This window comes from Hydrogenophaga taeniospiralis (assembly GCF_020510445.1).
Classification (GTDB): Bacteria; Pseudomonadota; Gammaproteobacteria; order Burkholderiales; family Burkholderiaceae_C; genus Hydrogenophaga.
On record NZ_JAHBAG010000001.1, the window covers coordinates 1,122,039 to 1,145,958 of the forward strand.

The 23,920-nt window shown below is 69.4% G+C and carries 20 protein-coding genes and 1 tRNA gene; 16 read left to right on the forward strand and 5 right to left on the reverse strand.

From position 1 onward, the window contains the following. Positions 1–6: 6 nt before the first annotated feature. Entirely contained in the window at positions 7–957 is a 951-nt protein-coding gene (locus KIH07_RS05600; protein ID WP_226491022.1) for a TPM domain-containing protein, read from the reverse strand. Beyond that, positions 954–1,562: a LemA family protein gene (locus KIH07_RS05605; RefSeq protein WP_226491023.1), complete on the reverse strand. Its 609-nt coding sequence runs from the start codon at positions 1,560–1,562 to the stop codon at positions 954–956. The genes KIH07_RS05600 and KIH07_RS05605 overlap by 4 nt, the downstream gene beginning before the upstream one ends. 124 nt (positions 1,563–1,686) lie before the next feature. Between KIH07_RS05605 and KIH07_RS05610 the strand changes: the two genes are divergently transcribed. Genes KIH07_RS05610 through KIH07_RS05620 form a run of 3 tightly spaced genes read left to right on the forward strand, consistent with a single transcriptional unit; the run spans position 1,687 to position 3,766 of the window. After that, positions 1,687–2,124, forward strand: coding sequence for a YybH family protein (locus tag KIH07_RS05610; RefSeq protein WP_226491024.1), 438 nt, complete (start codon positions 1,687–1,689; stop codon positions 2,122–2,124). 15 nt (positions 2,125–2,139) lie between these two features. Next, entirely contained in the window at positions 2,140–3,174 is a 1,035-nt protein-coding gene (locus tag KIH07_RS05615) for a YheT family hydrolase (protein ID WP_413465703.1), read from the forward strand. 16 nt (positions 3,175–3,190) lie between these two features. Then, positions 3,191–3,766 carry a DUF2946 family protein gene (locus KIH07_RS05620; protein WP_226491025.1) on the forward strand — a complete coding sequence of 192 codons (576 nt, stop codon included), beginning with the start codon at positions 3,191–3,193 and terminating at the stop codon, positions 3,764–3,766. A 61-nt stretch (positions 3,767–3,827) separates the two neighbouring features. Here KIH07_RS05620 and KIH07_RS05625 read toward each other — a convergent pair whose 3' ends face one another. After that, the gene (locus tag KIH07_RS05625; protein WP_226491026.1) at positions 3,828–4,679 is read right to left on the reverse strand and encodes a c-type cytochrome; all 852 of its coding nucleotides are present in this window, start codon (positions 4,677–4,679) and stop codon (positions 3,828–3,830) included. 140 nt (positions 4,680–4,819) lie between these two features. Between KIH07_RS05625 and KIH07_RS05630 the strand changes: the two genes are divergently transcribed. The 13 genes from KIH07_RS05630 (at position 4,820) to KIH07_RS05690 (ending at position 20,533) form a co-directional block, all read left to right on the forward strand. Further along, positions 4,820–4,895 (forward strand) — tRNA-Arg (locus KIH07_RS05630). Positions 4,896–5,038: 143 nt separating this feature from the next. After that, on the forward strand, positions 5,039–6,028 hold the full coding sequence (locus tag KIH07_RS05635; RefSeq protein ID WP_226491027.1) for a 3'-5' exonuclease: 990 nt from the start codon (positions 5,039–5,041) through the stop codon (positions 6,026–6,028). A 160-nt stretch (positions 6,029–6,188) separates the two neighbouring features. Then, positions 6,189–7,427 carry an NnrS family protein gene (locus tag KIH07_RS05640; RefSeq protein WP_226491028.1) on the forward strand — a complete coding sequence of 413 codons (1,239 nt, stop codon included), beginning with the start codon at positions 6,189–6,191 and terminating at the stop codon, positions 7,425–7,427. A gap of 18 nt (positions 7,428–7,445) precedes the next feature. Continuing rightward, positions 7,446–7,769, forward strand: a complete 324-nt coding sequence (fdxA, locus tag KIH07_RS05645; protein ID WP_226491029.1) for a ferredoxin FdxA — start codon at positions 7,446–7,448, stop codon at positions 7,767–7,769. Between the two features lie 300 nt (positions 7,770–8,069). Continuing rightward, on the forward strand, positions 8,070–9,374 hold the full coding sequence (locus KIH07_RS05650; RefSeq protein WP_226491030.1) for a sugar phosphate nucleotidyltransferase: 1,305 nt from the start codon (positions 8,070–8,072) through the stop codon (positions 9,372–9,374). A gap of 260 nt (positions 9,375–9,634) precedes the next feature. After that, a complete protein-coding gene (locus KIH07_RS05655; protein ID WP_226491031.1) occupies positions 9,635–10,159 on the forward strand; it encodes a hypothetical protein in 525 nt (174 codons plus the stop codon). Between the two features lie 18 nt (positions 10,160–10,177). Then, positions 10,178–10,855, forward strand: a complete 678-nt coding sequence (locus KIH07_RS05660) for a hypothetical protein (protein WP_226491032.1) — start codon at positions 10,178–10,180, stop codon at positions 10,853–10,855. A 438-nt stretch (positions 10,856–11,293) separates the two neighbouring features. Then, on the forward strand, positions 11,294–13,531 hold the full coding sequence (locus KIH07_RS05665) for a hypothetical protein (RefSeq protein WP_226491033.1): 2,238 nt from the start codon (positions 11,294–11,296) through the stop codon (positions 13,529–13,531). Between the two features lie 61 nt (positions 13,532–13,592). Continuing rightward, a complete protein-coding gene (locus tag KIH07_RS05670; RefSeq protein ID WP_226491034.1) occupies positions 13,593–14,096 on the forward strand; it encodes an OmpA family protein in 504 nt (167 codons plus the stop codon). 89 nt (positions 14,097–14,185) lie between these two features. Next, positions 14,186–15,871 (forward strand): hypothetical protein, encoded by a 1,686-nt coding sequence (locus tag KIH07_RS05675; RefSeq protein ID WP_226491035.1) that lies wholly within the window; start codon positions 14,186–14,188, stop codon positions 15,869–15,871. Continuing rightward, a complete protein-coding gene (locus tag KIH07_RS05680) occupies positions 15,868–17,703 on the forward strand; it encodes a peptidase domain-containing ABC transporter (RefSeq protein ID WP_226491036.1) in 1,836 nt (611 codons plus the stop codon). Before KIH07_RS05675 ends, KIH07_RS05680 begins: the two co-directional genes overlap by 4 nt. Beyond that, positions 17,700–19,028 (forward strand): HlyD family type I secretion periplasmic adaptor subunit, encoded by a 1,329-nt coding sequence (locus KIH07_RS05685; RefSeq protein ID WP_226491037.1) that lies wholly within the window; start codon positions 17,700–17,702, stop codon positions 19,026–19,028. The genes KIH07_RS05680 and KIH07_RS05685 overlap by 4 nt, the downstream gene beginning before the upstream one ends. Positions 19,029–19,030: 2 nt before the next feature. After that, positions 19,031–20,533, forward strand: a complete 1,503-nt coding sequence (locus KIH07_RS05690; protein WP_226491038.1) for a TolC family protein — start codon at positions 19,031–19,033, stop codon at positions 20,531–20,533. Positions 20,534–20,647: 114 nt separating this feature from the next. On the opposite strand, the gene KIH07_RS05695 is transcribed toward KIH07_RS05690, so the two are convergent. Together KIH07_RS05695 and KIH07_RS05700 are read right to left on the reverse strand one after the other, a co-directional pair. Further along, positions 20,648–22,033, reverse strand: coding sequence for a sigma 54-interacting transcriptional regulator (locus KIH07_RS05695; protein WP_226491039.1), 1,386 nt, complete (start codon positions 22,031–22,033; stop codon positions 20,648–20,650). A 127-nt stretch (positions 22,034–22,160) separates the two neighbouring features. After that, positions 22,161–23,864, reverse strand: coding sequence for a pilus assembly protein TadG-related protein (locus KIH07_RS05700; protein ID WP_226491040.1), 1,704 nt, complete (start codon positions 23,862–23,864; stop codon positions 22,161–22,163). Positions 23,865–23,920: the final 56 nt, after the last annotated feature.

The following is a 23,920-nucleotide window of genomic DNA, read 5'->3' on the forward strand; positions in this document are numbered from 1 at the left end:
TCCGAATCACCAGTTGCCGGAAGCACCGCCGCCGCCGAAGTTGCCACCGCCCCCGGACCCAAAACCCCCGCCCCCGGACCCAAAACCCCCGCCCCCGGACCCAAAACCCCCGCCACCGGAGCCGAAACCACCGCCACCCCCGAAGCCGCCGGTGGGGCCGCCCCAGCCGCCGCGCCCGCCCCGTCCCGAGGTGGGCGTGGTGGGCAGGAACTGCATGAAGAGCGCGGCCAGCATGCCCAGCAGGCCGGCACCGATGGCGATCCACAGCACCGCCGTGAACAGCCAGGCCAGGCCCCCGACACCCAGGCCGGTGAGCAGGCTGCCAAAGCGGTTGCCGAAGATGCCGCGCAACACGCTCGCGATGATGGGCACGGCGAAGACGATGAAGACCAGCAGATCCATCGGTTCGAAACCGTCCTTGGCGGTGGAGGCTTCGGGCAGCGGCAGGTCTTCGCCCGAAATGCGGGCCAGGATCTGGTCTACGCCGGCCTGGATGCCGCCGGCGTAATCGCCGGACCGGAAGGCCGGGGTCACGGCCTGGTCCAGGATGCGCCGCGCCATCAGGTCGGGAATGGCGCCTTCAAGCGTCTTGGCCGTGGCGATGCGCATGCGCCGGTCGTCCTTGGCGATGACGAACAGCACGCCGTCGCCCACCTCCTTGCGCCCGATCTTCCAGGCGTCCCCCAGGCGCTGGGTGTAGTCGGCGATGTCTTCGGGGGCGGTGGTGGCCACCATCAGCACCACCACCTGCGAGCCGCGCGACTGTTCGAAGGCCGCGAGCTTGGCTTCGATGGCGGCCAGGGCGGCGGCGTCCAGCGTGCCGGTCTGGTCCATCACCCGGGCCCGCAGCTCGGGCACCGGTTGCAGGCCTTGCGCGGCGGCCAGGCCGGCGCAGAGCCAGAGCGCCAGCGTGGCAAGCCAGCGGCCGAGCCCGGTGCGGGATCCGCGCAGTGTCATGGTTTGTTGAAGTCGACCGCCGGCGGCGCCGAAATGGCCGCCTCGTTCTGCACCTGGAAGTTCGCCTTGGGCGCGTAGCCGAAGACCATGGCCGTGAGGTTGGTCGGGAAGCTGCGCGCGAGCACGTTGTATTCCTGGACCGTCTGGATGTAGCGGTTGCGCGCCACGGTGATGCGGTTCTCCGTGCCTTCGAGCTGCACGCGCAAATCGCTGAAGCCCTGGTTGGCCTTGAGGTTGGGGTACTGCTCCACCACCACCATCAGGCGGCTGAGCGCGCTGCCCACTTCGCCCTGGGCGGCCTGGAATTTCTGCATCGCGGCCGGATCGTTCACCATCTCCGGTGTCATCTGGATCGACGTCGCCTTGGCGCGCGCCTCGATCACCTTGGTGAGCGTCTCCTGCTCGAAGTTGGCCTCGCCCTTGACCGTGGCGACGATGTTGGGGATCAGGTCGGCGCGGCGCTGGTACTGGTTGAGCACCTCCGACCAGGCCGAGCGGCTCTGCTCGTCGAGCCGCTGGAAATCGTTGTAGCCACAGCCGGTGAGGCTGGCACCGAGAAGCAGGGCCGTGGCCCAGGTGAGCAGGCGTCGGACAGATGGGGACATGAGGAACCTCCACGGGGCCGCAGGGGCCGGATGAACAAGAGACACGGGCGTCGCGCAACGCCCAGGGCACTATACCCCGGTGTCCGGCCGCCACGGGCTCGGGGCGCGCGGCAAAATAGCCCGCATGCGAAAACCCAAACTGCCACCCAGTTCCGCGGACGATACCGAGGCGGCCTTCTACGACGCCCTGCAGCACGCCGACATCGAGCGGCTCATGGCCTGCTGGAGCGACGATGACGAGATCGTCTGTGTGCACCCGGGTGGCCCGAGACTGGTCGGGCACGCCGCGGTGCGCGCGGCTTTCGAGGCCCTGTTTGCCAACGGCAGGGTCATGGCACAGCCCGAAAAGGTGCGCCGACTCGACACCGGCGCCTGCTGCGTGCACAGTGTGGTCGAGCGGGTCTCGGTGATGAGCGACGATGGTCTGCAGCACGCCTGGGTGGTGGCCACCAATGTCTACGCCAAGACCGCGCAGGGCTGGCGTTTGGTGGCGCACCACGCCAGCCCGGGCTCGCGCTCCGAGCCTCAGGATGTGTTGACGGTGCAACCGGTGCTCCATTGAGAGAGGGGGTGTGCCATGAAACGCGACGACACGGCCTGGATGGGCCCCGGCATTCGCGCCGAGGGCTTCGACTACCGCCCCCCCTGGTGGGTGCCGGGGGGCAATGTGCAGACGCTGTGGGCCGCGCTGGCCGCGCGCCGCCACTTCGGCCCCGCGCCGCGCTGGCAGCGCAGCCGCTGGACCACGCCCGATGGCGACTTCATCGACGTGGACCGGGCCGACCACCCCAGCGCGCCCGGGGCACCCCTGCTGGTGCTGTTCCATGGCCTGGAAGGTTCGTCGAGCAGCCAGTACGCCGTGGCCTTCGCCGACTTCGCCGCAGCCCGGGGCTTGGCGCTGGCGGTGCCGCATTTCCGGGGCTGCTCGGGGGAACTCAACCTGGCCCCGCGCGCTTACCACTCGGGCGATTTCCTCGAGGTCGACTGGGTGCTCAAGCGCTTTGCCCATGAACATCCGGATCGGCCCCTGATCGCGGCTGGGGTGTCGCTGGGTGGCAACGCCCTGCTGCGCTGGGCCGGCGAAATGGGCGCCGAGGCCTGCGCCGTGGTGCGGGCGGTCGCGGCGGTCTGCTCCCCGCTGGACCTGGCCGCCGGGGGGCACGCCATCGGGCGCGGCTTCAACCGGCTGGTCTACACCCGCATGTTCCTCTCGACCATGGTGCCCAAGGCCCTGAAGAAGCTGGAACAGTACCCCGGCCTGTTCGACCGCGAGGCCCTGCTGGCCGCGCGCGATCTGTACGAGTTCGACAACCTGTTCACCGCGCCCTTGCACGGCTTTCGCAACACCGACGACTACTGGTCGCGGGCCTCGGCCAAACCCTTGCTGTCCGGCATCCGTGTGCCGGCGCTGGCGCTCAACGCGCGCAACGACCCGTTCGTGCCCCCTGCCTCGCTGCCCACGGCGCGGGAAGCCGGCCCCTGTGTCACGCTGTGGCAACCTGGCGCGGGTGGGCACGTCGGTTTTCCCGCGCCGTACGGCCACCTGGGCTTGCCCGGCCACGTGCGGGCCATGCCCGAGGCGGTCGGTGGCTGGCTGCTCCAGCACACCTGAACCCGGAGACCCCACCATGGACGACATCGTCAAAGCCGCTCTGGCCAAATGGCCCAACGTGCCGCACTGCTACGGCTGGCTCGGGCTGGACGCGCGGGGCCAGTGGTTCATGCGCGACGACCGCATCCAGGCCGCCGGGCCGTTTGCGGCGGTGCCCGGCGAGAGCGCTGCCGCCAGCAAAGGCTCGCTGCTCAAACACGACAAGCTGATCGAATTCATCCACCGCAACTACGCTGCCGACGAAGCCGGGCAATGGTTCTTCCAGAACGGGCCGCAGCGTGTCTACGTGGAACTGGAGCTCACGCCCTACATCTGGCGCCTGCAGCCCGATGGGAGCGTGCTGGCCCACACCGGCCAGCCCGCGGGGGCGGTGCAGCGCTGTCTGCTGGACGAAGCGGGGCGCCTGTACCTGCAGACCGGGCTGGGCCTGGGGTTGGTGCACACCAGCGACATGGCGCTGGCCGCCGACGCGGTGGACGCGGGGGCCTGGCGCCCCGAGGCCGTGACCGCGGCCGAGCTGCCCGTGCGGTTCGGCTTTGTGCGCAGTCCCCAGCGCCGCCTGGCATCGGCCAGCACCGCCAGTGGGGGCTGAGCCGGGCGGGGGACGAAAAAAAGCCGGTCACTGACCGGCTTTTGTCTGGGCTCGGTGCGGCTTACTTCACCGCGGCGAGCATGTATTCCACGGTGGCCTTGATGTCGGCGTCCGACGCGGTGCTGCCGCCCTTGGGCGGCATGGCATTCTTGCCCTTGATGGCGCTGGCGGTCAGGCCGTCCACGCCCAGCGTCAGGCGCGGGGCCCAGGCGGCCTTGTCGCCGAACTTGGGCGCGCCGGCCACACCGGCCGCATGGCAGACCGCGCAGGTCTGCTTGTAGATGGCCTCGCCGGCACCGGCGGCCACCGTGGTGGATGCCGCAGCAGGGGCGGGTGCGTCCACCGGAGCCGCGGCGGGAGCGGCCGCCACGGGGGCGGCTTCGGTCGCTGGCGCTGCGGCGGGCGCGGCAGCGGCGCCTGCGGGCGCCTGGGGCACCTCGAACTTGCCGCCAGCGGCGTTGGCCATGTGCACCACGGCACGGCCGATCTCCACATCGCTGAAGGCGCCGCCACCTTGGGCCGCCATCGCGTTCTTGCCCTTGAGCGCGGAGTTCAGCAGGGCCTCGTAGCCGGTGCCGATGCGGGGGCCCCAGGCGGCGGCGTCGCCGAACTTGGGCGCGCCCACCACGCCGGCGGCGTGGCAGGCCGAGCACTGGGCCGTGTACACCGCTTCACCCGTCTGCAGCGGGCGGTTGGCGTCGCGCAGTTCCACCGAGCCCACGCGCTGGATGCGCTGGGCCGTCGCGAGTTCGGTGTCCACGGCGCCCGCGGCGGGCTTGTCACCGGCGGTGACGTAGTACACCAGGCCAATGATGATGAAGATGGGAGCCACAAAGGCAAAGAACGACGTCCACAGCAGCTGGGCGGGCGTCTTGATCGGGCCGGTGTGAGATTCGTGCGCGTGGTCGCTCATGTTGTCCTCAAGGGTGCGGAACGGGGCCAGGATTGGGGGGTTGGCGGGCCTGCACCGGGTGGGCAGACAGCCCGCGATTATAGCCAGCGGCCCCCCTGCGCCCGCCTGACACGGGCCCCGCCTGCTAGAATCGCCCGGTTGCGGCTGTAGCTCAGTGGATAGAGTATTGGCCTCCGAAGCCAAGGGTCGTGGGTTCGATCCCCGCCAGCCGCACCACCATCCACGACCAGCATGGGTTTTTCATCGCCCGTCCATGGCTCGCCCCACTTCCCCGATTCCCTGCCTCTGACCTTGCCGGCCCTCGGTCGCTGGCCCTGCGTGGAAATCCGTTCGTTCAAGTGCTCGGGTAGGCTTCACGGATGCAACAGTTCAGTTTCGAGTTTGACCCACCCCGTCCGGCGCAGCCGGCGGCCACCCCACCCGCTGCGCCCGTGGCCGAGCCGAGCCTGGAGGCGATGGCGCAACGGCTGGAGCAGCACCCCGACTTTCGGGTGTTGCGCCGCCTCGTGCCCATCCTGGACTTCGGGCCCGCCGCGTTGCCCACCACCGCCCGCCAGCGTGTGCTGGTGCTCGACACGGAAACCACCGGGCTGTCGCACCCGACCGACCGGATCATCGAGCTGGCCATGCTGCTGGTGGAGGTGGACACGGCCTGCGGCTTGCCGGTGGGCCCGGTGGCCTGCTTCGAGGGCTTCGAAGACCCCGGCATGCCGATTCCGCCGGTGGCCCGGGAGGTGACGGGCATCACCGATGAGATGGTCAAGGGCCACCGCCTGGACGACCAGCAGGTGGAGGCGATGGTGTCCCAGGCCGACCTGATCGTGGCGCACAACGCCGGCTTCGACCGCCCCTTCGTGGAAGCCCGTTTTCCCTGCTTTGCCGGGAAGGCCTGGGCCTGTTCGTTCATGGACATCGACTGGAAGGCGGCCGGCGCGGGCTCGTCCAAGCTCAGTGCCCTGGCCAACGACCAGGGCTGGTTCTACGACGCCCACCGGGCCCTGGTGGACTGCCATGCCTTGTTGCACGTGCTGGCCAAACCCGTGGGCAGCGGCGCTACCACAGGCCTGAGCCAGCTGATCGCCGCGGCCGCCAGGCCCAGCTTCAAGCTGCGTGCCACGGGTTCGCCCTTCGAGTCCAAGGACAAACTCAAGGGCCGGGGCTACCGGTGGGATGCCGACGCCAAGGTCTGGGCCTGCACGCTGGCCAGCCAGGAACAGCTGGACGCCGAGCTGGCATGGCTCAAGGCCGAGGTCTATGGGCGTCGCCAGGCACGCCTGGAGATCGAGGTGCTGGACAGTCTGGTGCGCTATTCGGCAAGGCGGGGCGAGGCCGCCGACCGGAGCCTGTAGGGCCTCGTCGGGCGAGACCCCGACCACCGAGGCACCTCAAAGCCCTTGAAGAAGTGCGCGATAGCTTGATTCCGGTCGGCATCGGAATTAAGATTCATACAAAATGAATCTTATAAACACCGAGGCGGAAGCCCGACGCCGCTGAACCCCTCGCATCCCCATGCCCACCCCGACGCTCCCCCCGACCTTGTCTCTCACCCCGGCCGGCTCCCCGGCGGCCCCCGGCACACCGGCGCTGGAAGGCTGGCCGCTGCTGCGCCTGGGGTTCCGGCCGTTTTACCTGGGTGCCGCGCTGTACGCGCTGCTGGCGGTGCCGCTGTGGACGGCCCTTTTTCTGGGCCAGGTGACGCTGACTCTGGCGGTGCCGCCGTTGCTGTGGCACGCGCACGAAATGCTGTTCGGGTTTGCGGTCGCCGTCATCGTCGGCTTCCTGCTGACCGCCGCCAAGGTCTGGACCGGGCTGGCCATGCCGCGCGGCGCCCTGCTGGGGGCCCTGGTGGTGGTCTGGCTCGCTGCCCGCCTCGCGGCCGTGCTCGCGCCTTACCCGGTGTACGCCGTGCTCGACCTGGCGTTGCTGCCGCTGGTGGCGGCCGTGCTGATCGAGCGGCTGCTGCGTGCGCGCAACCGCCGCAACCTGCCCTTGGCCGCTCTCCTGGTGCTGCTCTCGCTGTCCAACCTGGCGTTTCACCTGAGCGTGTCCGGGGCCCTGGCGCTGCCACCCCTGAAGGCCCTGTACGCCGGTCTGGCGCTGATCGTGATGATCGAGTGCGTGATCGCGGGGCGGGTGGTCCCGGCGTTCACCATGGGGGCCACACCGGGGCTGAAGCTGGTCGCGCGGCCGTGGCTGGAGCGCGCCACCCTGTCGTTCACCGCGCTGGCATTGGCGCTCTGGCTCTTCCTGCCGGCGGGGCCCAGCACCGGCCTCGTCAGCGCCGGGGTGTTCGCGCTGGCCGCTGGGCTGCACCTGCGCCGCCAGTGGCACTGGAAGCCCTGGACGACCCGGGGCCGGCCCATCCTGTGGATCCTGCATGCGGGCTACGCCTGGATACCGCTGGGCCTTGCGCTGCTGGCGCTGGCCCAGGCCGGCTGGATCGGCACCTCGGCGGGCGTGCACGCGCTGGCGGTCGGCGCCACCGGGGGCCTCATCATCGGCATGATCACGCGCACGGCCCGCGGCCACACCGGGCGGCCGCTGCAGGCATCGAAGGCTGAAGTGGCGGCCTACGCCCTGGTGATGGCGGCCGCCACGCTGCGCGTGCTGCTGCCGCTGGTGGCGCCGCAATGGCTGCCGCTGGCCCTGGTGGGCGCGGCGCTCACTTGGTGTGCCGCGTTCGCCATCTATCTCTTCATCTTTGCGCCGTGGCTGGCCCAGACCCGCCACGACGGCAAGGATGGCTGACCCACAGGAGCCCCCGCCATGACCTTTGTCGTCACCGAAGCCTGCATACGCTGCAAATACACCGACTGCGTGGACGTCTGCCCGGTCGATGCCTTCCGGGAAGGGCCGAACTTTCTCGCCATCGATCCCGACGAATGCATCGACTGCGCGGTGTGCGTGCCGGAGTGCCCGGTCGCGGCCATCTATGCCGAGGACGATGTGCCCGCGAATCAGCAGGGCTTCATCGCGCTGAACGCGGAACTCTCCCGCGAGTGGAAACCGATCACCCGCACCAAGCTGGCCCTGCCGGACGCCGACGAGTGGAGCAAGGTCGAGGCCAAGCTGAACGAGCTCAAGCGCTGAAGCCCCGGCGCGGCCGACGGGGCCGCCGCCGGCCATCGTGTGGAGCCCCGCCACCCGTTCCCTTGCGCCGTTACGTGACGCGTCGCCCCGACCGGGTAACGCCGCGGCCCCGGTGCGCGCCCGAGCGGCCCCGCCTGCGGGTGAGGTCGGAAAAAGTCGTTGTGAATCAAGGCCTGGATGCGGCCCGGCGCGTGGCCGTGGCCGCTGGCGCGAAACCTGCACCCGGCCCATGGCAGAAGCGGCAACCCCGCCTGCGGCACCCAGCCCAGGCGCGTTGCCTCGCCCAACACCGGACGACCCATGACCATCATCCCCGTCATCTTGTGCGGGGGGGCCAGCACCCAGCTGTGGCCCCTGAGCCGGAGCAACCGGCCCGCGCAGTTCGTGCCGCTGATCGACGGCCGCAGCCTGCTGCAGCTGACCCTGTCGCGCCTGGCCTGGTGCGGAGCGTCGGTGATCTGCGTGGCGGACGAGGACCACCGGTTCCACGTGCAGGAAGCGTTGCGCAAGGAGCGCCTGCACGGGCAGATCGTGCTCGGGCCGGATGGGGCCATGCCCGCGGTGGCCATGGCGCTGGCGGCGCTGCAGGTGCGCACCCTCGAGGGTGGAGACCCTCTGCTGCTGTTTTCCCCGGCCAACCACCACGTGCCCGACAGCGTGGCGTTTCGCGAGGCGGTGCTGGAGGGCGTGGGGGCCGCGATGTCGGGCGCCATCGTCCATCTGCGTGCCCGGCCCGGGCTGCCCGGCCCCGTCTGGCAGCGCGGCGTGGTGCTGGCCCGGGCCAGCACCGTGCTGGCCGCGCTCTCGGCCCACGCGGAGAGCACCCTGCTCACCTGCGCCAACGCCATGGTGGGCGTGGCCTGCGAAACCCCGGCGGGCGACGCGCGCATCCGGTTCGTGCGGCCCCACCCGGTGGATCTGCGGTGTTGCCTCCAGGAAGCGGGGGAGCGGGACTTCATGGCGCGATACGCGCGGGTGGTGGAGCGGCCCTTTGCCGGGCCCTGGACCCAGGTCGACGGCTGGAACGACGTGGCCGCGCTGCTGCCGGCCGACACCGCGGGCAACCACATCACCGGCCCGGCACACACCGTGCACGCCCGCCGCAACCTGATCCACGCCCACGGACGCACGGTGGTCGCCCTCGGCACCCAGGACCTGCTGATCGTCGATACCCGCGACGCCCTGCTGGTGGCTCGCCGCGACCAACTGCAGGCGATGGACGCCGTGCTGGCCCAGCTGCGCTGCCAGCAGGCCTCGCTCACCGCCCGGCCTTCGCAGGCGGTGGCGCAATGGGGGCAGCTCAGCAGCGTGGACCAGGGGGAGCGCTTCGAGATCAACCACCACCGGGTCAAGCCGGGGGGCTGCCTGGGCCTGCGGCTGCACCACCACCGCTCGGAACACTGGATCGTGCTCCGGGGCACCGCGGAAATCACCCACGGCGAGCAGAGCCAGCTGCTGTACGAAAACCAGTCCACGCAGATCGCCGTGGGCCAGGCCTACCAGGTGTGCAACCCCGGGAGCATCGAGCTGGAAATGATCGAAGTGCAGACCGGCAGCTTCATCGGCGACCAGGACGTGATCCACCTGGAAAGCGTCGCGGGGTAAGGCGCTGCGTTTCCTGTTCCCGGTGCCGTGGGCCGTGGCGTTACGTAACGGGGGCGCTCCCAGCCATTGAAAACCGGCCCCGGCCCGCTGCCTGCGGCCTTCGAACCGTGTGGGCCTGAAAACAAGGCGTTGAATTCAAACGGAATTTGCCCCGTTGGGGATGGCCGGCGATCGGTGGCACCCTATTTGCTTTGTTGTCACAAATTGTGTGCTTTGTGCAGGTCCGTGGCCGCCGACTGGCGTGAATGGAGAAACCGGAAATGAAAGAAAAAGACGTCGCGATGGGTTACGTGGTGATTTCCCGCGTATTGGCGCTGTTGACCGATCATCGCGCCCCTGAAGAAAACCGAACCGAGGGCCTTCCGGGTGACATGCGTTGCCTGGAAGATGCCCAATTGGTCGAATTGTTTGGTTCTGTCATGGCGCGCGGATTCATCGGCATTCTGGATGTGTTCAGAAAAGCGCAGAGCTTGTCCAATGCGGGGGAATTCCCGGTGGCGGGATTGGTGCTGGACGCATCGTTGAGCGCCAATGCCATGGAGCAGATGGAAATATCGGGGGTGCTCAAGGCGCTGCTCTCACGGAAATACGCGGTGGTGCTGCTGGGGGCTGGCGGTGGGCGAATCGATTTGCACGAATTGAGCGAATGTTGCACCAATTACGATTTCGTCCACATGTACATGAGCGACATCTTTCCCAGCGCCAAACCCGCCGAGCGGCGCCCCAGCGAGGCGCGCAGCAGCTGGGTCGAGCGGGCCTGGGCGCAGTCGGCCCAGCTCGCCTGAGCAGGCCCGGTTTGAACCATGCGGCAGGACTTGCCCGGGGCGATCGTCTTTTCGGATGAGCTGAAAAACACCTATCCCGCCGAAGACGTCAAGGGCCTCATCCGCTCGGGAAGCCTGCGAAAACTGGCCCGGGGCGCCTTCACCACAGAGCGCCAAAAACCGCTGGACGTGATCGTGCGGGAGAACTGGTGGCGGCTCGCGGAGCGATGGTTCCCGGGTGGCCTGGTCGTGCGGCGCTCGGCCGTGCCCGGGGTCATCGAACGCGAAAAGGTGGTGTACCTGACGTTTGGCCGCATGCATGGCACCACCCAGATCCACGGATTCCGATTCACCGTTTCACCGGGGCGGCCGGCGGTCAAAGGCGTGAAAAACATGGTTTGTGACCACCGGCTGGGCAAGCTGTTTGTGTCATCGCGCGTGCGGGCCATGTTGGAAAACCTGGAATTCGACATTGACCAACCCGAAAGCATTCTCGGGTATGGCTGGGTGGAAGACGAATTGCGCCGGCTGTACCGGCACCAGGGATATGCCGGGCTGGTGGCGCTGTGCATGGATGCGGGTGCATTGGCCAGCCATTTCGGCATGGAGAAACCACGGGATGAATTGGCCATCTGCGTGGAAAGGGTATTGGCGCTGTCGGGGAATGGGCGGGGTCCGTTGCCGAATGTTGCGGGGATGCGCGGGGCCGTTACGTAACGCGGAGCCCGTCGCTGACGTAACGTGGCCAGGGCCTGGGCCCATTGACCCGGGCAGTGGGGTGCCGGGACGTGAGATTTTCCCGGAAATGCCCTGGAAATGCGGCATTTTTGCCGATTTTCGGGAGCTGACGGGGCTTTGATGGGGCATTCAAGCCGCTGGCATGCAAGTTGCGATTTACACCCCGTTGAGCGATTGTTTCGGCGTGTTCGTTCAATGGATCGGGGAAATGCCCCGGCGCTTGAATGGCCCTGCAATGGCTTTCGCATGGCCTGGATTCGATGGAATTCATGACGTGCGATGGCCCTGGAACGGCAATCGATGGGTGGCGTACTTTTAACTGGAGAGGGTGTTATGGCGACTGAAACTGTATTGAACCAAGGGGTGGCCGGTGCTGCGGCGAACACGGCGTCTGCTTCGGCGGCGGAGCTGGGCGTCTTGTCCAACGCATCACCGGGGGTGGTGGTGGTCCGCGAGGGGCAGCGCATGGCCGTGCAGGACAGCGTGGCCCTGAAGGTGGGCGACCAGGTGCTGGTGCCCCAGGGGGGCCAGGCCGCCGTGACATTCCCGGGATCGGCAGCCAACCAGGCGCCCTTGCAGGGGACGCTCGTGGGCGGGACGGACGCCACCATTGGCGTCGCGTCGCTGCCCAACGGGACGCAGCAGGCGGTGATCGATCTCGCGGCGGGCGACTTCGTGCCCAGCGGGCAAGGTGCCGAGGAAGCGGCCGTGCTGATGGTCAAGAAAGCCGCCCCGTCCTTGTTGGGCGGCGGCCTGGCCCTGGGTGAGTTTGCACTGGGCGCTCTCGGCGTCGGGGCCGTCGCCGCGATGCTCAATGACGATGGCGATGACTCGGATGCCGATGCTGATGCTGATGCCGATGCCGATGCTGACGCTGACGCTGACGCTGATGCCGATGCTGACGCTGACGCTGACGCTGATGCTGATGCCGATGCCGATGCCGATGCCGATGCCGATGCCGATGCCGATGCCGATGCCGATGCCGATGCCGATGCCGATGCCGATGCCGATGCCGACGCCGATGCCGACGCCGACGCCGATGCTGACGCCGATGCTGACGCTGACGCCGATGCTGACGCTGACGCCGATGCTGACGCTGACGCTGACGCTGACGCTGACGCTGATGCTGACGCTGACGCTGACGCTGATGCTGATGCTGATGCTGATGCTGACGCTGACGCTGATGCCGACGCTGACGCGGATGCCGACTCCGATTCGGACGCGGATGGCGGCGACAAGCTGTTCGATCCGGGCAGCGACCTGGCCGACGGGACGGTGGATTCGCTTGACAGGACCCTGGTGCTCGAAGGGGTGCTGGAACCGGTGGCGTCCACGGTGGGCGATCTGACCGACACCGTCAGCGATGCCCTGGCGCCGCTGGTGGGCGACGAATTCACCGAGGACGATCCGAATGGCCTGGACCCGGCCGACGATTTCGTGGATCAGGTGGCCGACACCGGTGAAAGCCTGCTGGAGCCGGTCGTGGACGGCCTGCTGGGCGACGGGACGACCGACATGCTGCTGGGCTCGACGGTGGGGCAGGTGGACTACCTCACGGACGCGGTCGGCAACCTGGTGGACGATGGCACGCTGGTCGGCGATGCGCTGGACGGTCTCGGCCTGGGCGGCCTCACCGACGGTTTGCTGGACGAAGGTGGTGTGGTCGATGGCCTGCTGGGCGCCACGGTGGGCGACGAGGGCCTGGTGGGTGGCCTGCTGGCCGACGAAGGTCTGGTGGGTGAGCTGCTGACCGACGACGGTCTGCTCGGGGGCTTGCTGGATGTGCAGGAGCCCACCACCGGCGACGCGCTGCTCGATCCGTCCGAAGGGCTGCTGGGTGGGGCGGTGGACGACACCGGCGCCCTGGGCCTGGGCGACACGCTGGAGCCGGTGGTGGACATCGTCGGCAACGTGACCGACACCACCAGCGGCCTGCTGGCCCCGGTGCTGGGCACCGACTTCCAGGCGGACGACCCCAACGCGCTGGACGGTGTGGACGGCCTGGTCGGCACCGTGACGGACCCGGCGGGCGATCTGCTGGCGCCCGTGGTCGATGGCCTGCTGGGCGACGGCGCGCTGGACGGCACGCTGGGCGCCGTGGAAACGCAGGTGGACTACGTGACCGACGGCGTCGTCAACGTGCTGGAGGGCGATCTGCTCGGCGGGGACCTGCTCGGTGGTCTGACCGAAGGCGATCTGCTGGGTGGCTTGACCGAAGGCGACCTGCTCGGTGGCGTGGTCGGTGAGGACGGCCTGCTCGGTGGTCTGACCGAAGGTGATCTGCTGGGTGGCTTGACCGAAGGTGACTTGCTCGGCGGTGTGGTCGGTGAGGACGGCCTGCTCGGTGGTCTGACCGAAGGCGATCTGCTGGGTGGCTTGACCGAAGGCGACCTGCTCGGTGGCGTGGTCGGTGAAGACGGCCTGCTCGGTGGTCTGACCGAAGGCGATCTGCTGGGTGGCGTGACCGAAGGTGACTTGCTCGGTGGCGTGGTCGGTGAGGACGGCCTGCTGGGTGGTCTGACCGAGGGCGATCTGCTGGGTGGCTTGACCGAAGGCGACCTGCTCGGCAGCACCCTGGAGCCGGTGACCAGCATGGCGCCGCTCGACGGGGCGCTCACGCCGGTGGTGGACCTGACCCAGGGCCTGCCGGTCTGATCCGATCCATCTCCACAACGGGCCTTCCCGGCGCGACCGCCGGGAAGGCGGGAGGAAACACATGAAGACACAGCTTTTTCTATGGACCTGTGTGGCCGCTTTCGCCAGCGGCTGCGCGACCCAGCCCCAGGAGGGCGCCAAGCAGCAGGTGTATTACCAGGCCTACAAGCGGCAGGACGCCGCTGTGGTCCGGCGGGTGGAGCCCGCGCCGGTGGCGAGCGTGCTGGGGCCGATGGGCGTGTCCGGCACGGTCTATTTCGGCTTCGACCAGTCGACCCTGCAGCCGCAGTACCTGCGCATCGTGGAACAACACGGTGAGTACCTGCGCCAGAACACCGGCCGCAAGGTGCAGCTCGACGGCCACACCGACGAGCGCGGGGGCACGGAATACAACATCGGGCTCGGCCAGCGCCGCGCCGAGACGGTCCGGCAAGCCCTGATGCGCATGGGCGTGGCCGACACCCAGCTGGAGGCGGTGAGCTTCGGCAAGGAAAAGCCGGCCTCCGCGCTGCAGACCGAAGAAGGCCACCAACTCAACCGGCGGGTGGAGTTCAGCTACCGATGAGCCGGGCCGGTGCGGGCCCGCCCGCACCGCTGCCTTCCCCCTCCAACCCTCACACCCGTACGGCCATGACCCTCCAGGACCAGTTGAGCATGTGCCGGCAGCTCCTGCCGGCCGGGAACACGTCGGTGGGCCCCTGGCCCGCGCAGACCCTGTTCTTCTCCGTCAGCGACCGGGCTTCGCGGGCCCGGGTGTTCCACGTGAGTGCCGCCAGCCTCGACGCGGCCTGGCAGCAGGGTGTGGACTGGGTGCAGGCCTGGAGCGCGGCGACCCAGCGCAGCGAGCCCCTGTGGCTGCGGGTGGACGTGGTCACCTCGGTGCGGGCGATGGCCTGGAGCGGGTTCAAGGAACAGCTCCAGCAGGTCAAGCGCAACTACCTGCGCTACGGGCTCGCGCTCGACGAAGGCTTTCGCCACGCCTTCACCGAGCAGGAGATCAACGCCAACGCCATGATGTACGGCGGGGCCGGCATCGCGCACGCCGAGGTCAACATGGGCCACCTCAAGCGCTACGGCCGGGCCCGGTTTGGCGAAGACTTCGAGCCGGTCCTGCTGCCCTCGTCGCCGGTCTACCTGCTGACCACCGCCGGCGTGTTCTGCGACGAACACGGCCGCGCGCACCCCATCAGCGGCCAGGGGCCGGACGCCGGCCGGCGCGACCTGGCCGAGCTCGATGCGGCCACCGTGCGCGGCCTGGTGCGCTCGGGCGCCGGGTACCTGGCGCGCCAGGTGCAGGAAGACGGGCGTTTCATCTACGGCCGCTTTCCCTGCTTCGACCGCCGCATCGACACCTACAACGCCCTGCGCCACGCCAGCTCCACCTACGCCATGATCGAGTCGTGGGAGCTGATCGAGGGCGACGAACTGAAGGCCGCAATCGAGCGCGCCCTGGTGTACCTGGTGGAGCGCCTGATCCGCACCTGCCAGCTGCCCGACGGCCGGCGCGCCGCCTTCCTCGTGGACGAGGTGGGCCAGGAGATCAAGCTCGGCGGCAACGCGATGGCGATTCTGGCGCTGGTCAAGTACAGCGAGGTCATGGGCACCAGCGCCTGCGCCGACCTGCTGGAGCGGCTCGGCACCGGCATCGAGCTGATGCAGGACCCCCGCAGCGGCGCCTTCACACACGTGCTCCATGCGCGCAACCTGAAAGTCAAGGAGCCGTTCCGGATCATCTATTACGAAGGCGAGGCCGCGTTCGCCCTGTGCCGTCTCCACGGCTTCAGCGGCGACCCGCGCTGGCTGGCCATGGCCGAGAAGGCGTTCGATCATTTCATCGCGTCGCAGCACTGGCAGCACCACGACCACTGGCTGAGCTACGGTGTCAACGAACTGACCCGCTACCGCCCCGAGGAAAAGTACTTCCGCTTTGGCCTGCAGAACATCGAAGGCCACATCGGCTTCGTGCGCCACCGCCGGACCACCTTCCCCACCCTGCTGGAGCTGATGATGGCCTCCAGCCAGATGCTGCGCCGCCTGCAGGACAGCCCCGAGCTGGGCCACCTGCTGGCCGACGTGGACCAGGAAAGCTTCCGCGAGGCGCTGGTGCACCGGGCCCGCCACATGCTCAACGGGCATTTCTGGCCCGAGATGGCGATGTACTTCAAGCAGCCCGACAGCATCGTGGGCTCGTTCTTCATCCGCCACCACTCGTTCCGCGTCCGCATCGACGACGTGGAGCACTACCTGTCGGGCTACGTCGCCTACCACGCCTGGCTGATGCAGCAGCAGACCCAGGCGACGCTGGAGGCCAGCGCCGGCATTCCCGAAAGTTGCCCATGATCAAACTCCTGCTTCCGCGCCAGCTGGTGGCCCGGGTGCCTACCGACGGCACCGAGAGCCCCTTCGCGCACGGCCTCACCCAGGCCTTCGACGACGCCTACCCCCTGCTCAAGCGGGCCGCGCTGTGGTCGCTGCCGATCAGCCTGTTTGGCCTGCTGCCCTCGGTGTTCGTGCTCCAGGTCTACGACCGGGTGATCTCGCGCAGCGGCACGGCCACGCTGGTGGCCCTGGTGGCCGGCATCTTCGTGTTCCTGGGCATCGAGTTCTGGCTGCGCACGCGGCGCTCGCGCGACCTGCGCAACGCCGGCGCCACCATCGACCACCACGTCTCCGAGTCGCTGATGGGCTCCATGCTCAAACGGCCCCTGATGGCGCTGGAGGCGCGGCCCGCGTCGGCCTGGTTCATGCTGTTTCGCGACGTGGGCGCCGTGCGCGGTACGGTCACGGGCGGGCTGCTGGGCGCCATCTTCGATCTGCCCATGGCGCTGTTCGCCCTGATCGTGATCGGTGTGGTGGCGCTGCCGGTGCTGCCGATCGTGGTGCTGTTCCTGGCGGTCATGGCCTTCCTGGCCTGGTGGTGGGCCGACGAGGTGCGCGCTGGCCGGGTGGAGGAAACGCAGCGCGCGCGCGACGTGGACCGCGTGGTCTCCGAAATCTGCCGCGCCCGCGAAACCATCAAGACCCTGGGGCACGACGCGCCGGTGGTCCAGATGTGGCTGCAGGCCTACCGCAACTGGCTGGCCGAGAGCTTCCGCAAGAACGGCGAGCTGGAGACCGCGCGCGACAGCAGCACCGTGCTGCTCACGGTGTTCTCCGTGCTGGTGGTCACGGCCGGGGCCGTGGCCGTCACCCAGCAGCTGATGACGGTGGGCGGGCTGATGGCCGTCAACCTGCTGGCGATCAAGGCGCTCTCGCCGGTGGCGGGCATGGCCTCGGGCTGGCGCGGGCTGGCGCGCGCGGCCGAAGCGGCGCAGCGGCTGGAGAAGGTGCTGGCCGAGCCGGTGGAGCGCGCCGCCAGCGGCGTGGAGCTCACCAAGCCGCCTGGCCTGCTGCGCCTCACGGAGGTGAGCTTCCGCTTCCCCGACGCGCCGCGCCCGGTGTTTGAAAAGCTCAACCTGGAGATGGGCCCGGTGGGCCTGCACGTGATCGTGGGCAAGAACGGCGCCGGCAAATCGACCCTGGTGAAGCTGCTGGGCGGGCTCTACAGCCCCAGCGAGGGCGCGATCCAGATCGGTGGCTACGACCTGGCCCAGTTCTCGCGCGAGGAGCTGGTGGGCTGGATCAGCTGCCTGTCGCAAGAGGTGTACTGGTTCGGTGGCGCGCTGATCGAGTCGCTGCGCCGGGCCGCGCCCGGCCAGACCGACGAGCAGATCGTCTCGGCCTGCCGGCTGTCGGGCGCGCACGAGTTCATCTCGCGCCTGCCCCAGGGCTACCGCACCGAGGTGGGCGAGGGCGGCATGGGCCTGTCGGTGGGCGAGCGGCGCAAGCTCGCGCTGGCCCAGCTGTTCCTGCGCAAGCCCGCGGTGCTGATCCTGGACGAGCCGAGCAACGACCTGGACTACCAGAGCGAGACCCACCTGATGACCGCGCTGGGCGCCGTGGCCAAGCGCCGCAACGTGGTGGTCGTGACGCATTCGCTGCGCATGGTCTCCATCGCCACGCAGATCTATTACGTGGGCGGCGACGGCACGGTGCAGCAGGGCACCCCGGCCGAGATGGTGCCGCGGCTGTTCGGCGTGCAGCGCCCGGTGCCGGTGCCGGCGCCGGCCCGCGAGGCGGTGGCTGGCGGCGGCTCGGTGGTGCATCTGAAGGGCATGGGGGTGGGCACATGAAACACACCGACAACTCGCCGGACCTGCCCGATGTGCTGCGGCGCCGCCCGGGCGGCGGGGTGGCGGGGCAACCCGAGCGGCGCGGGGTCTACTGGGCGCTGTGGAGCGCGGTGGCCGTGCTGGCCGTGGTCGGCCTGGGCTACCCGGTCGAGACCGTGGTGGTCGCGCCCGGGCGGGTGATCCCGTCGGACCGCGTCAAGTCCGTGCAGCACCTCGAAGGTGGCATCGTCGCCGCCGTGCTGGTGAAGGACGGCGAGCGCGTGCGCGAGGGCCAGCCCCTGGTCGAGATCGATCTGGGCGGCAACGGGCTGAACCTGGAGGAGCTCTCGGCGCGCTTCGCCTCGAACCAGGCCGCGCGCATCCGCCTCAGGGCCGAGAGCCAGGACCAGCCCCTGCGGCGCGAGATGTTCCCCGCCGCGCTGGACGCGGCCGTGGTGCAGGGCGAGATGGGCGCCTTCGAGGCCCGCATGCAGGAGCAGCGCGGGCTGCTGGTGGGCGCGGGCTCGCAGCTGGAGCAGGCCCGCAGCAAGGAGCTGGAGCAGCAGGCCAAGGTGGTGGGCCTGCAGCAGCGGGTGCGGCTGTTCCAGAGCGAGGTCGAGATCTCGAACCAGTTGCTGCGGGAAAAGCTGGTGGGGCAGCTGGAGGTGCTGCAGAAACGCCGCGAGCACGAGGCCGCGCGCAGCGAGTTGCAGGTGGCCCAGCAGTCCCTGGTGTCGGCGCGCGCGGCCATCGCCGAGGCCCAGGCCAAGGTGGCCGAGGTCACGGGGCGCTTTCGCCGCCGCGCGTCGGAGGAGCTGGCCGAGGTCGAGCGCGACATCGCCAGCCTCAACGAGAACCTGGCCCGGGCCCAGGCGCAGCGCGAGCGCACGGTGGTGCGCGCGCCCACCGAAGGCATCGTCAAGGGCTCGCGCAACCCGAGCCCGGGCTGGGTCATCAAGCCCGGCGAGCCCATCATGGAGATCGTGCCCGACGAGGACGTGATCATGATCGAGGCCAAGCTCAGCCCGAACGACCGCGGCTTCGTCTCGCCGGGCCAGACCGCCCAGGTGAAGGTCACGGCCTACGACTTCCTGCGCTACGGCACCATCGACGGCACGGTGACCCTGGTCGCGGCCGACGCCGACCGCGATGCCACCGCGCCCAACGCGCCGCCCTACTACCGCCTGCTGCTCAGCACCAGCCAGTCCTTCATCGGCTTTCCCCAGAACCGCGTGACCCCGGGCATGGAGGCCGAGATCGACCTCAAGGTCGGGCGCGATCCTTTCATCTGGTACCTGCTGCGCCCGGTGCTCAAGCTGCAGCGCGAAGCCTTCCGGGAGCCCTGACCATGACCCTCCACCGTGTCTGGCCCCTGGGCCTGCTGATGTGCTGCGGCCTGAGCGCCGCCGCCGAACCGGCGCCGCCGCTGGCGCTGCGCTCCGCGCGCCAGGTCAACATGGAGGTGCTGGGCGTGAGCACCCAGCTCGGCCACCTGCGCAGCGGCCTGCTGCAGGCCATGCAGGCGCACCCCGAGGTGCTCTCGGCCAAGGCCGCGTCGGACAGCCGGTTGATCGAAGTGGAGGCGGCCCAGTACGCGCGCTACCCGCGCTTCCAGCTCGGCACGGGCGCCGGTTCGTCGAGCTCGCAGGGGGACGGCGGGAGCGAGAGCTACCGCGTGGTGTCGGCCACGGCGCGCATGACTCTGCTCGACGGCGGCGTGATCAGCGCGCGGATCGACGCCACCCAGGCCAACAGCGTGGCCTTCGAGATGGCCATGAAGTCCACCTCGCAGAAGGTCGCGCTCGACGCCCTGACGGCCTACCTGCAGGTGCTGCGTTTCGAGAACAAGCGCACCGTGGCGCAAAGCGCCGTCGCGGCGCTCGACGAGCTCGCGCGCCTGGAGCAGCGCAAGGTGGACCTGGGCGCCGTGGGCGAGAACGACCTGCGCATGACGCGCTCGCGGCGCGCGGCCTTCGCGGCCAAGCGGCAGGAGTTCGAGGTGCAGCTGGCCGACGCCACGGCGAAGTTCGAGAGCTATTTCGGCTTCGCGCCCCAGCCCTCGCGCCTGCCGGCGCTGGCGATACCGGCGCACTGGAAGCCGGTGTCGCAGCAGGACCTGCTGGCGCGGGTGGAGGCGCAGAGCACCGAGCTGGCCGAGGCGCGCAGCCGCATCGAGCACGCCCAGGCGCTGGTGCGCCAGCAGGAGGCCGCGCGTTTCCCCGCGGTCGAGGTCGTGGTGGCCAAGACCCGCGACCCGCGCGGCGTGGTCTACGCCGACTCGACGCGCACCGGGCTGGAGTTCAACTGGAATTTCGGCAACGGCTTCGACCTGCAGCTCAAGGTGAAGACCGCGCTGGCCGAGCTGGCGAACCAGCAGGCCAAGCTGGAGGCTGTGCGGCTCAACCTGGTGCAGCTGAGCAACACCGCCTGGGGCCAGGCGCAGGCGGGTGAGCAGAAGGTGTCGGAGCTGGCCGGGGCGGTGCGCGAGGCGGCCCTGCTGGTGCAGGGGCGCCGGCGCATGCTGGAGGTCGGCCGCGAGACCCTGCTCCAGGTGCTGGATGCACAGGTCGAACACGATCTGCAGTTGCTCGACTTCGTGGACGCCGTGGCCGACCTGCGCACCAACGAGCTGCGGCTGGCCCGGGTGAGTGGCCGCCTGGCGCTGGACGCGGCCAGCGACGCCGGCTGGGTCGGCCAGCTGTTCGCCCAGGGCGGCGCGTCGGGGCTGCTGTGGCTGGCGCAGGGCCTGTGCCCGGTGACGGCGGGCTGCCCGGTGCCCGAGGCACCGCAGGGCGGTGTGGCCATGGCGGCGCTGCGGCTGCAGCTGGACCGCGAGCTCGCTGCGCGATGAAACACCCCCGCCGCGCTGCGCGCGACCCCCTCAAGGGGGCGACACTGGCCGTCCGGCAAAGCCGGCCCGGCGGTGTCCCCGGTTGGGCCGTTTCGTGTACCGCGGGCAGGGGCGCTACGCCATGTCGGGGATGTCGGGAATGCCGGGCTCGCCGTCGATGATCTGGTACTTGCGCATCTTTTCCCACAGCACCTTGCGGCTGATGCCCAGGTGCTGGGCCGTGTCCTGGCGCCGCCACTCGTGTTCCTGCAGCGCCTCGATGATGCGGTTGCGCTCGTCGCCGTTCCAGCGGCGCCGGTCGGGTCGGTCGGCGCCGTTGCCCAGCGCCACCAGGTCGCGCGAATGGCCCATGGCGCGCTGGATCAGGGCCTGGTCCCAGCGGTGCACCTGGCGCACCACCACGCCCACCCGCTCGGCGAGGTTGCGCAGCTGGCGCACGTTGCCCGGGTACTCCATGCTGGCCACGGTCTCCACCAGCCAGTAGGGAACCTCGGGGTCCACGTCGTCCACCCCGTCGATCACCGAGAGCAGGATGCTCTTGAAGATGGCGATCTTGTCGATCTCGCCGCGCTGCTCCAGGTTGGGCACGTGCAGCTCGATCACCGCCAGCCGGTAGAACAGGTCGGAGCGGAACTCGCCCAGGCGCACCAGCTCGCGCAGGTCGCGGTTGGTGGCCGCGACGAGGCGGAAGTCCAGCTGGATCGACGCGGTCGAGCCGATGCGCGTGACCGCGTTGTCCTCCAGCACCCGCAGCAGCTTGACCTGCTGGTAGCGCGGCAGATCGCCGATCTCGTCCAGAAACAGCGTGCCGCCGGTGGCCTGCTCGAAGTAGCCCTTGTGGGCCGCCACGGCGCCGGTGAACGAGCCCTTGGCGTGGCCGAAGAACAGCGACTCGAACAACCCGTCGGGGATGGCGCCGCAGTTCACCGCCACGAACGGGCCCTTGGAATAGTCCTGGTGGCCGATGTGCAGCTGCTGCGCGATGCGCTCCTTGCCCACGCCGGTCTCGCCGCGGATGAGCACGTTGTGGTCGCAGTTGGCGAAGGTCTGGGTTTCCTCCAGCAGGGCGCGCATGCACTCGGAGTTGGCGATCAGGGCCTCGGGCTTGTCGGGCGAAGAGCCGTGCGCCTGCAGCTGGCGGACCACCTTGGTGACCATGGTGCGCAGCTCGGCGCAGGTGAAGTCGTAGGGCAGCACGTGCAGGTATTCGGCGGGGTAGGTGTGGGTGTCGCGGTCGCGCGTGGCCGCGCCCACCCACACCACCGGGATGCCGCGCAACACGTCCGAGGCCATGGTCAGCAGGCCACTTTCGATGGCGGTGACGCTGATCACGGCCACCGTCAAGCGGCGGCGCAGCCGCTCCTCGGGAATCGGTTGGCCGTCGGCGCGCACGATCTCCACGTCGAAGGTGGACATGCACTGGGCCACGCGGTCGTGGATGTCGACCTTGCCCTCCCAGACATAGATCTCAAGATCGTCAAGGCTCAAAAGCTCTTTCATGAGGCGGTTCCTCTCCCACCGGAAAGTCCCCGCCGCCGGGCTTGGGCGTGGGGGGCTGTGAAAACAGGGGCGCGACAGGCGATGTGTTGCATGGATGGGGGTTTCTTCATGGGCTTCAACAGGGTCTTCAATAGACCAGTCTGGCTTTGCCGCAGCTCACCGAGAGCACTTCGACGTCGGTTTCACCCAGGTTCAGGCCCAGGACGTCGAGCAGGCTCTGCACGATGGCGTCCAGGATGGGGTCGAGCGTGGCGAGCACGTCGCCGAGGCCTTCGCCCAGCAGGGCGTCGGTGATGCTGGAGACGGTCTGGCTCACGCCCAGGGAGGCCGCGCTCACCGTGGCCTGGTGGGTGCCATCAAGCGGGTCCGACGGCTCGTTGAGCGGCCCGGTGTTGACGGGCGCCTGCGAGGACAGCAGCGGCAGAGCCACGCGGGCCGGGGGGATGATCGGGAGGCCAAAAAGGTCCAGCACCGACAGGATTTGGTGGTCCCGCACGCCGTCGGGGGCATCGGGAACCCCATTGCCGCCGTCGGCGACGCAGCGGTTGTTCTCGGAGAAGAAATGGTCGTTGTTGCTGTCGCTCACGCTGGTCATGTCCTGGAAGCGGCCGATGCACAGCGCCACCGGCGCCGAGCTCACGGCGATGGAGGCGTTCTGGCGCTCGGACTGGCAGTCGACAGCGGTCAGCGTGCCCGTGGACTGCACCAGCTCCAGGATCAGCGGCAGGTCCAGGCCGGTGCCGAGCAGGCCCAGCAGGCCGCCGACCAGCGGGATTTCGTCGGTCTGGGCGCGCAGGTAGAGGCGGATCTGGGCCGTGTGGGCCACCGTGCCGATCCCCCCGATGCCCACGGCCGGTGGCTCCACGACGCTGGCCCGGGCCGCCACCCCCAGCGTCGGGATGCTCAGGTCGGGCAGGTCCACCAGGTGTTCGCCGTTGGCCACGGTCAGCGCGGTGCCCACCAGGCTCAGCAGATCCACCTCGGCGTCGAGCGCGGAAGTGCCGCTGCTGTCCAGCCCGAGCAGCACCCCCGGGGTGTCGCCGTTGCCGAAGAGCGGGATCTGCGTGTTGAGCGCGTCGGCGCTGAGGTGGGCGATCAGGTGCGTGAGCAGCGCCACCTGGGCGTCGGCCGCGCTGCCCTGGGCCTGCAGCGCGGTGACGCTGGCGTTGAGCAGCGTGCCCAGGCTGAGGTTCTGGATGTCGGCCAGCGCGTTGAGCGTGCCCACGTCCAGATCGGTGGTCACCGGGATGCCCAGGGCTTCGAGCAGGCCGGCCGGTGTGATTAGGGCGTTGGCCAGCCCCTGGTAGCTCAGGATGTCGGTGTCGTCCAGATCGACCCCAAGCACCCCCAGGATGGACGGCAGCAGGCTGCCCGCCTCCAGCCGCAGCAGCCGCGAGCCCACGGTGAACGCCGCCACCGGCGGATCGATCGTGGTCACCGCTTCCACATAGATGCTGCGGTCCATGTCCAGGGGCAGCAGCGCGGGTGGCGTGGCGTTGAAGCTCACGCGCACGGCGTTGAAGTCCCCTGCGCTGAACGCCTTCTCGGCGGTGTAGGTCGGGTCCCAGTGCCCGCAGACGACGGTGGGCGTGTAGCCCTCCAGGTTGTGCGTGACGTGTTCCAACGCCACGGCCTGGGCGGGCGCACAGTTGCTGGCCTGCACGTGGGGCGCTGCGGCCAGGGCCGCGAGGTCCGCGGTCTTCTGCAGCTCGCGCTTCATGAAAAACAGATAGCCCAGATCCAGCCCCACCAGCAGGAAGGCGGCGATGCCCAGCGTCATGGCCGCCTGCACCAGCACGGAGCCAGCCTGGCGACGCGCGAGGTGCTCCACCCGGGAACCCGGTGGAACCGGCTTCGCCGGGCCACATCGGGTTGCCCCCTTGAGGG

Coding starts and splice junctions, on each gene's coding strand:
- KIH07_RS05625 (WP_226491026.1), bottom strand. CDS start 4,679: ATGAGCGACCACGCGCACGAATCTCACACCGGCCCGATCAAGACGCCC.
- KIH07_RS05690 (WP_226491038.1), top strand. CDS start 19,031: ATGACCCTCCACCGTGTCTGGCCCCTGGGCCTGCTGATGTGCTGCGGC.
- KIH07_RS05660 (WP_226491032.1), top strand. CDS start 10,178: ATGCGGCAGGACTTGCCCGGGGCGATCGTCTTTTCGGATGAGCTGAAA.
- KIH07_RS05615 (WP_413465703.1), top strand. CDS start 2,140: ATGAAACGCGACGACACGGCCTGGATGGGCCCCGGCATTCGCGCCGAG.
- KIH07_RS05695 (WP_226491039.1), bottom strand. CDS start 22,033: ATGAAAGAGCTTTTGAGCCTTGACGATCTTGAGATCTATGTCTGGGAG.
- KIH07_RS05640 (WP_226491028.1), top strand. CDS start 6,189: ATGCCCACCCCGACGCTCCCCCCGACCTTGTCTCTCACCCCGGCCGGC.
- KIH07_RS05635 (WP_226491027.1), top strand. CDS start 5,039: ATGCAACAGTTCAGTTTCGAGTTTGACCCACCCCGTCCGGCGCAGCCG.
- KIH07_RS05670 (WP_226491034.1), top strand. CDS start 13,593: ATGAAGACACAGCTTTTTCTATGGACCTGTGTGGCCGCTTTCGCCAGC.
- KIH07_RS05620 (WP_226491025.1), top strand. CDS start 3,191: ATGGACGACATCGTCAAAGCCGCTCTGGCCAAATGGCCCAACGTGCCG.
- KIH07_RS05655 (WP_226491031.1), top strand. CDS start 9,635: ATGAAAGAAAAAGACGTCGCGATGGGTTACGTGGTGATTTCCCGCGTA.
- KIH07_RS05600 (WP_226491022.1), bottom strand. CDS start 957: ATGACACTGCGCGGATCCCGCACCGGGCTCGGCCGCTGGCTTGCCACG.
- KIH07_RS05675 (WP_226491035.1), top strand. CDS start 14,186: ATGTGCCGGCAGCTCCTGCCGGCCGGGAACACGTCGGTGGGCCCCTGG.
- KIH07_RS05610 (WP_226491024.1), top strand. CDS start 1,687: ATGCGAAAACCCAAACTGCCACCCAGTTCCGCGGACGATACCGAGGCG.
- fdxA (WP_226491029.1), top strand. CDS start 7,446: ATGACCTTTGTCGTCACCGAAGCCTGCATACGCTGCAAATACACCGAC.
- KIH07_RS05605 (WP_226491023.1), bottom strand. CDS start 1,562: ATGTCCCCATCTGTCCGACGCCTGCTCACCTGGGCCACGGCCCTGCTT.
- KIH07_RS05680 (WP_226491036.1), top strand. CDS start 15,868: ATGATCAAACTCCTGCTTCCGCGCCAGCTGGTGGCCCGGGTGCCTACC.
- KIH07_RS05685 (WP_226491037.1), top strand. CDS start 17,700: ATGAAACACACCGACAACTCGCCGGACCTGCCCGATGTGCTGCGGCGC.
- KIH07_RS05650 (WP_226491030.1), top strand. CDS start 8,070: ATGACCATCATCCCCGTCATCTTGTGCGGGGGGGCCAGCACCCAGCTG.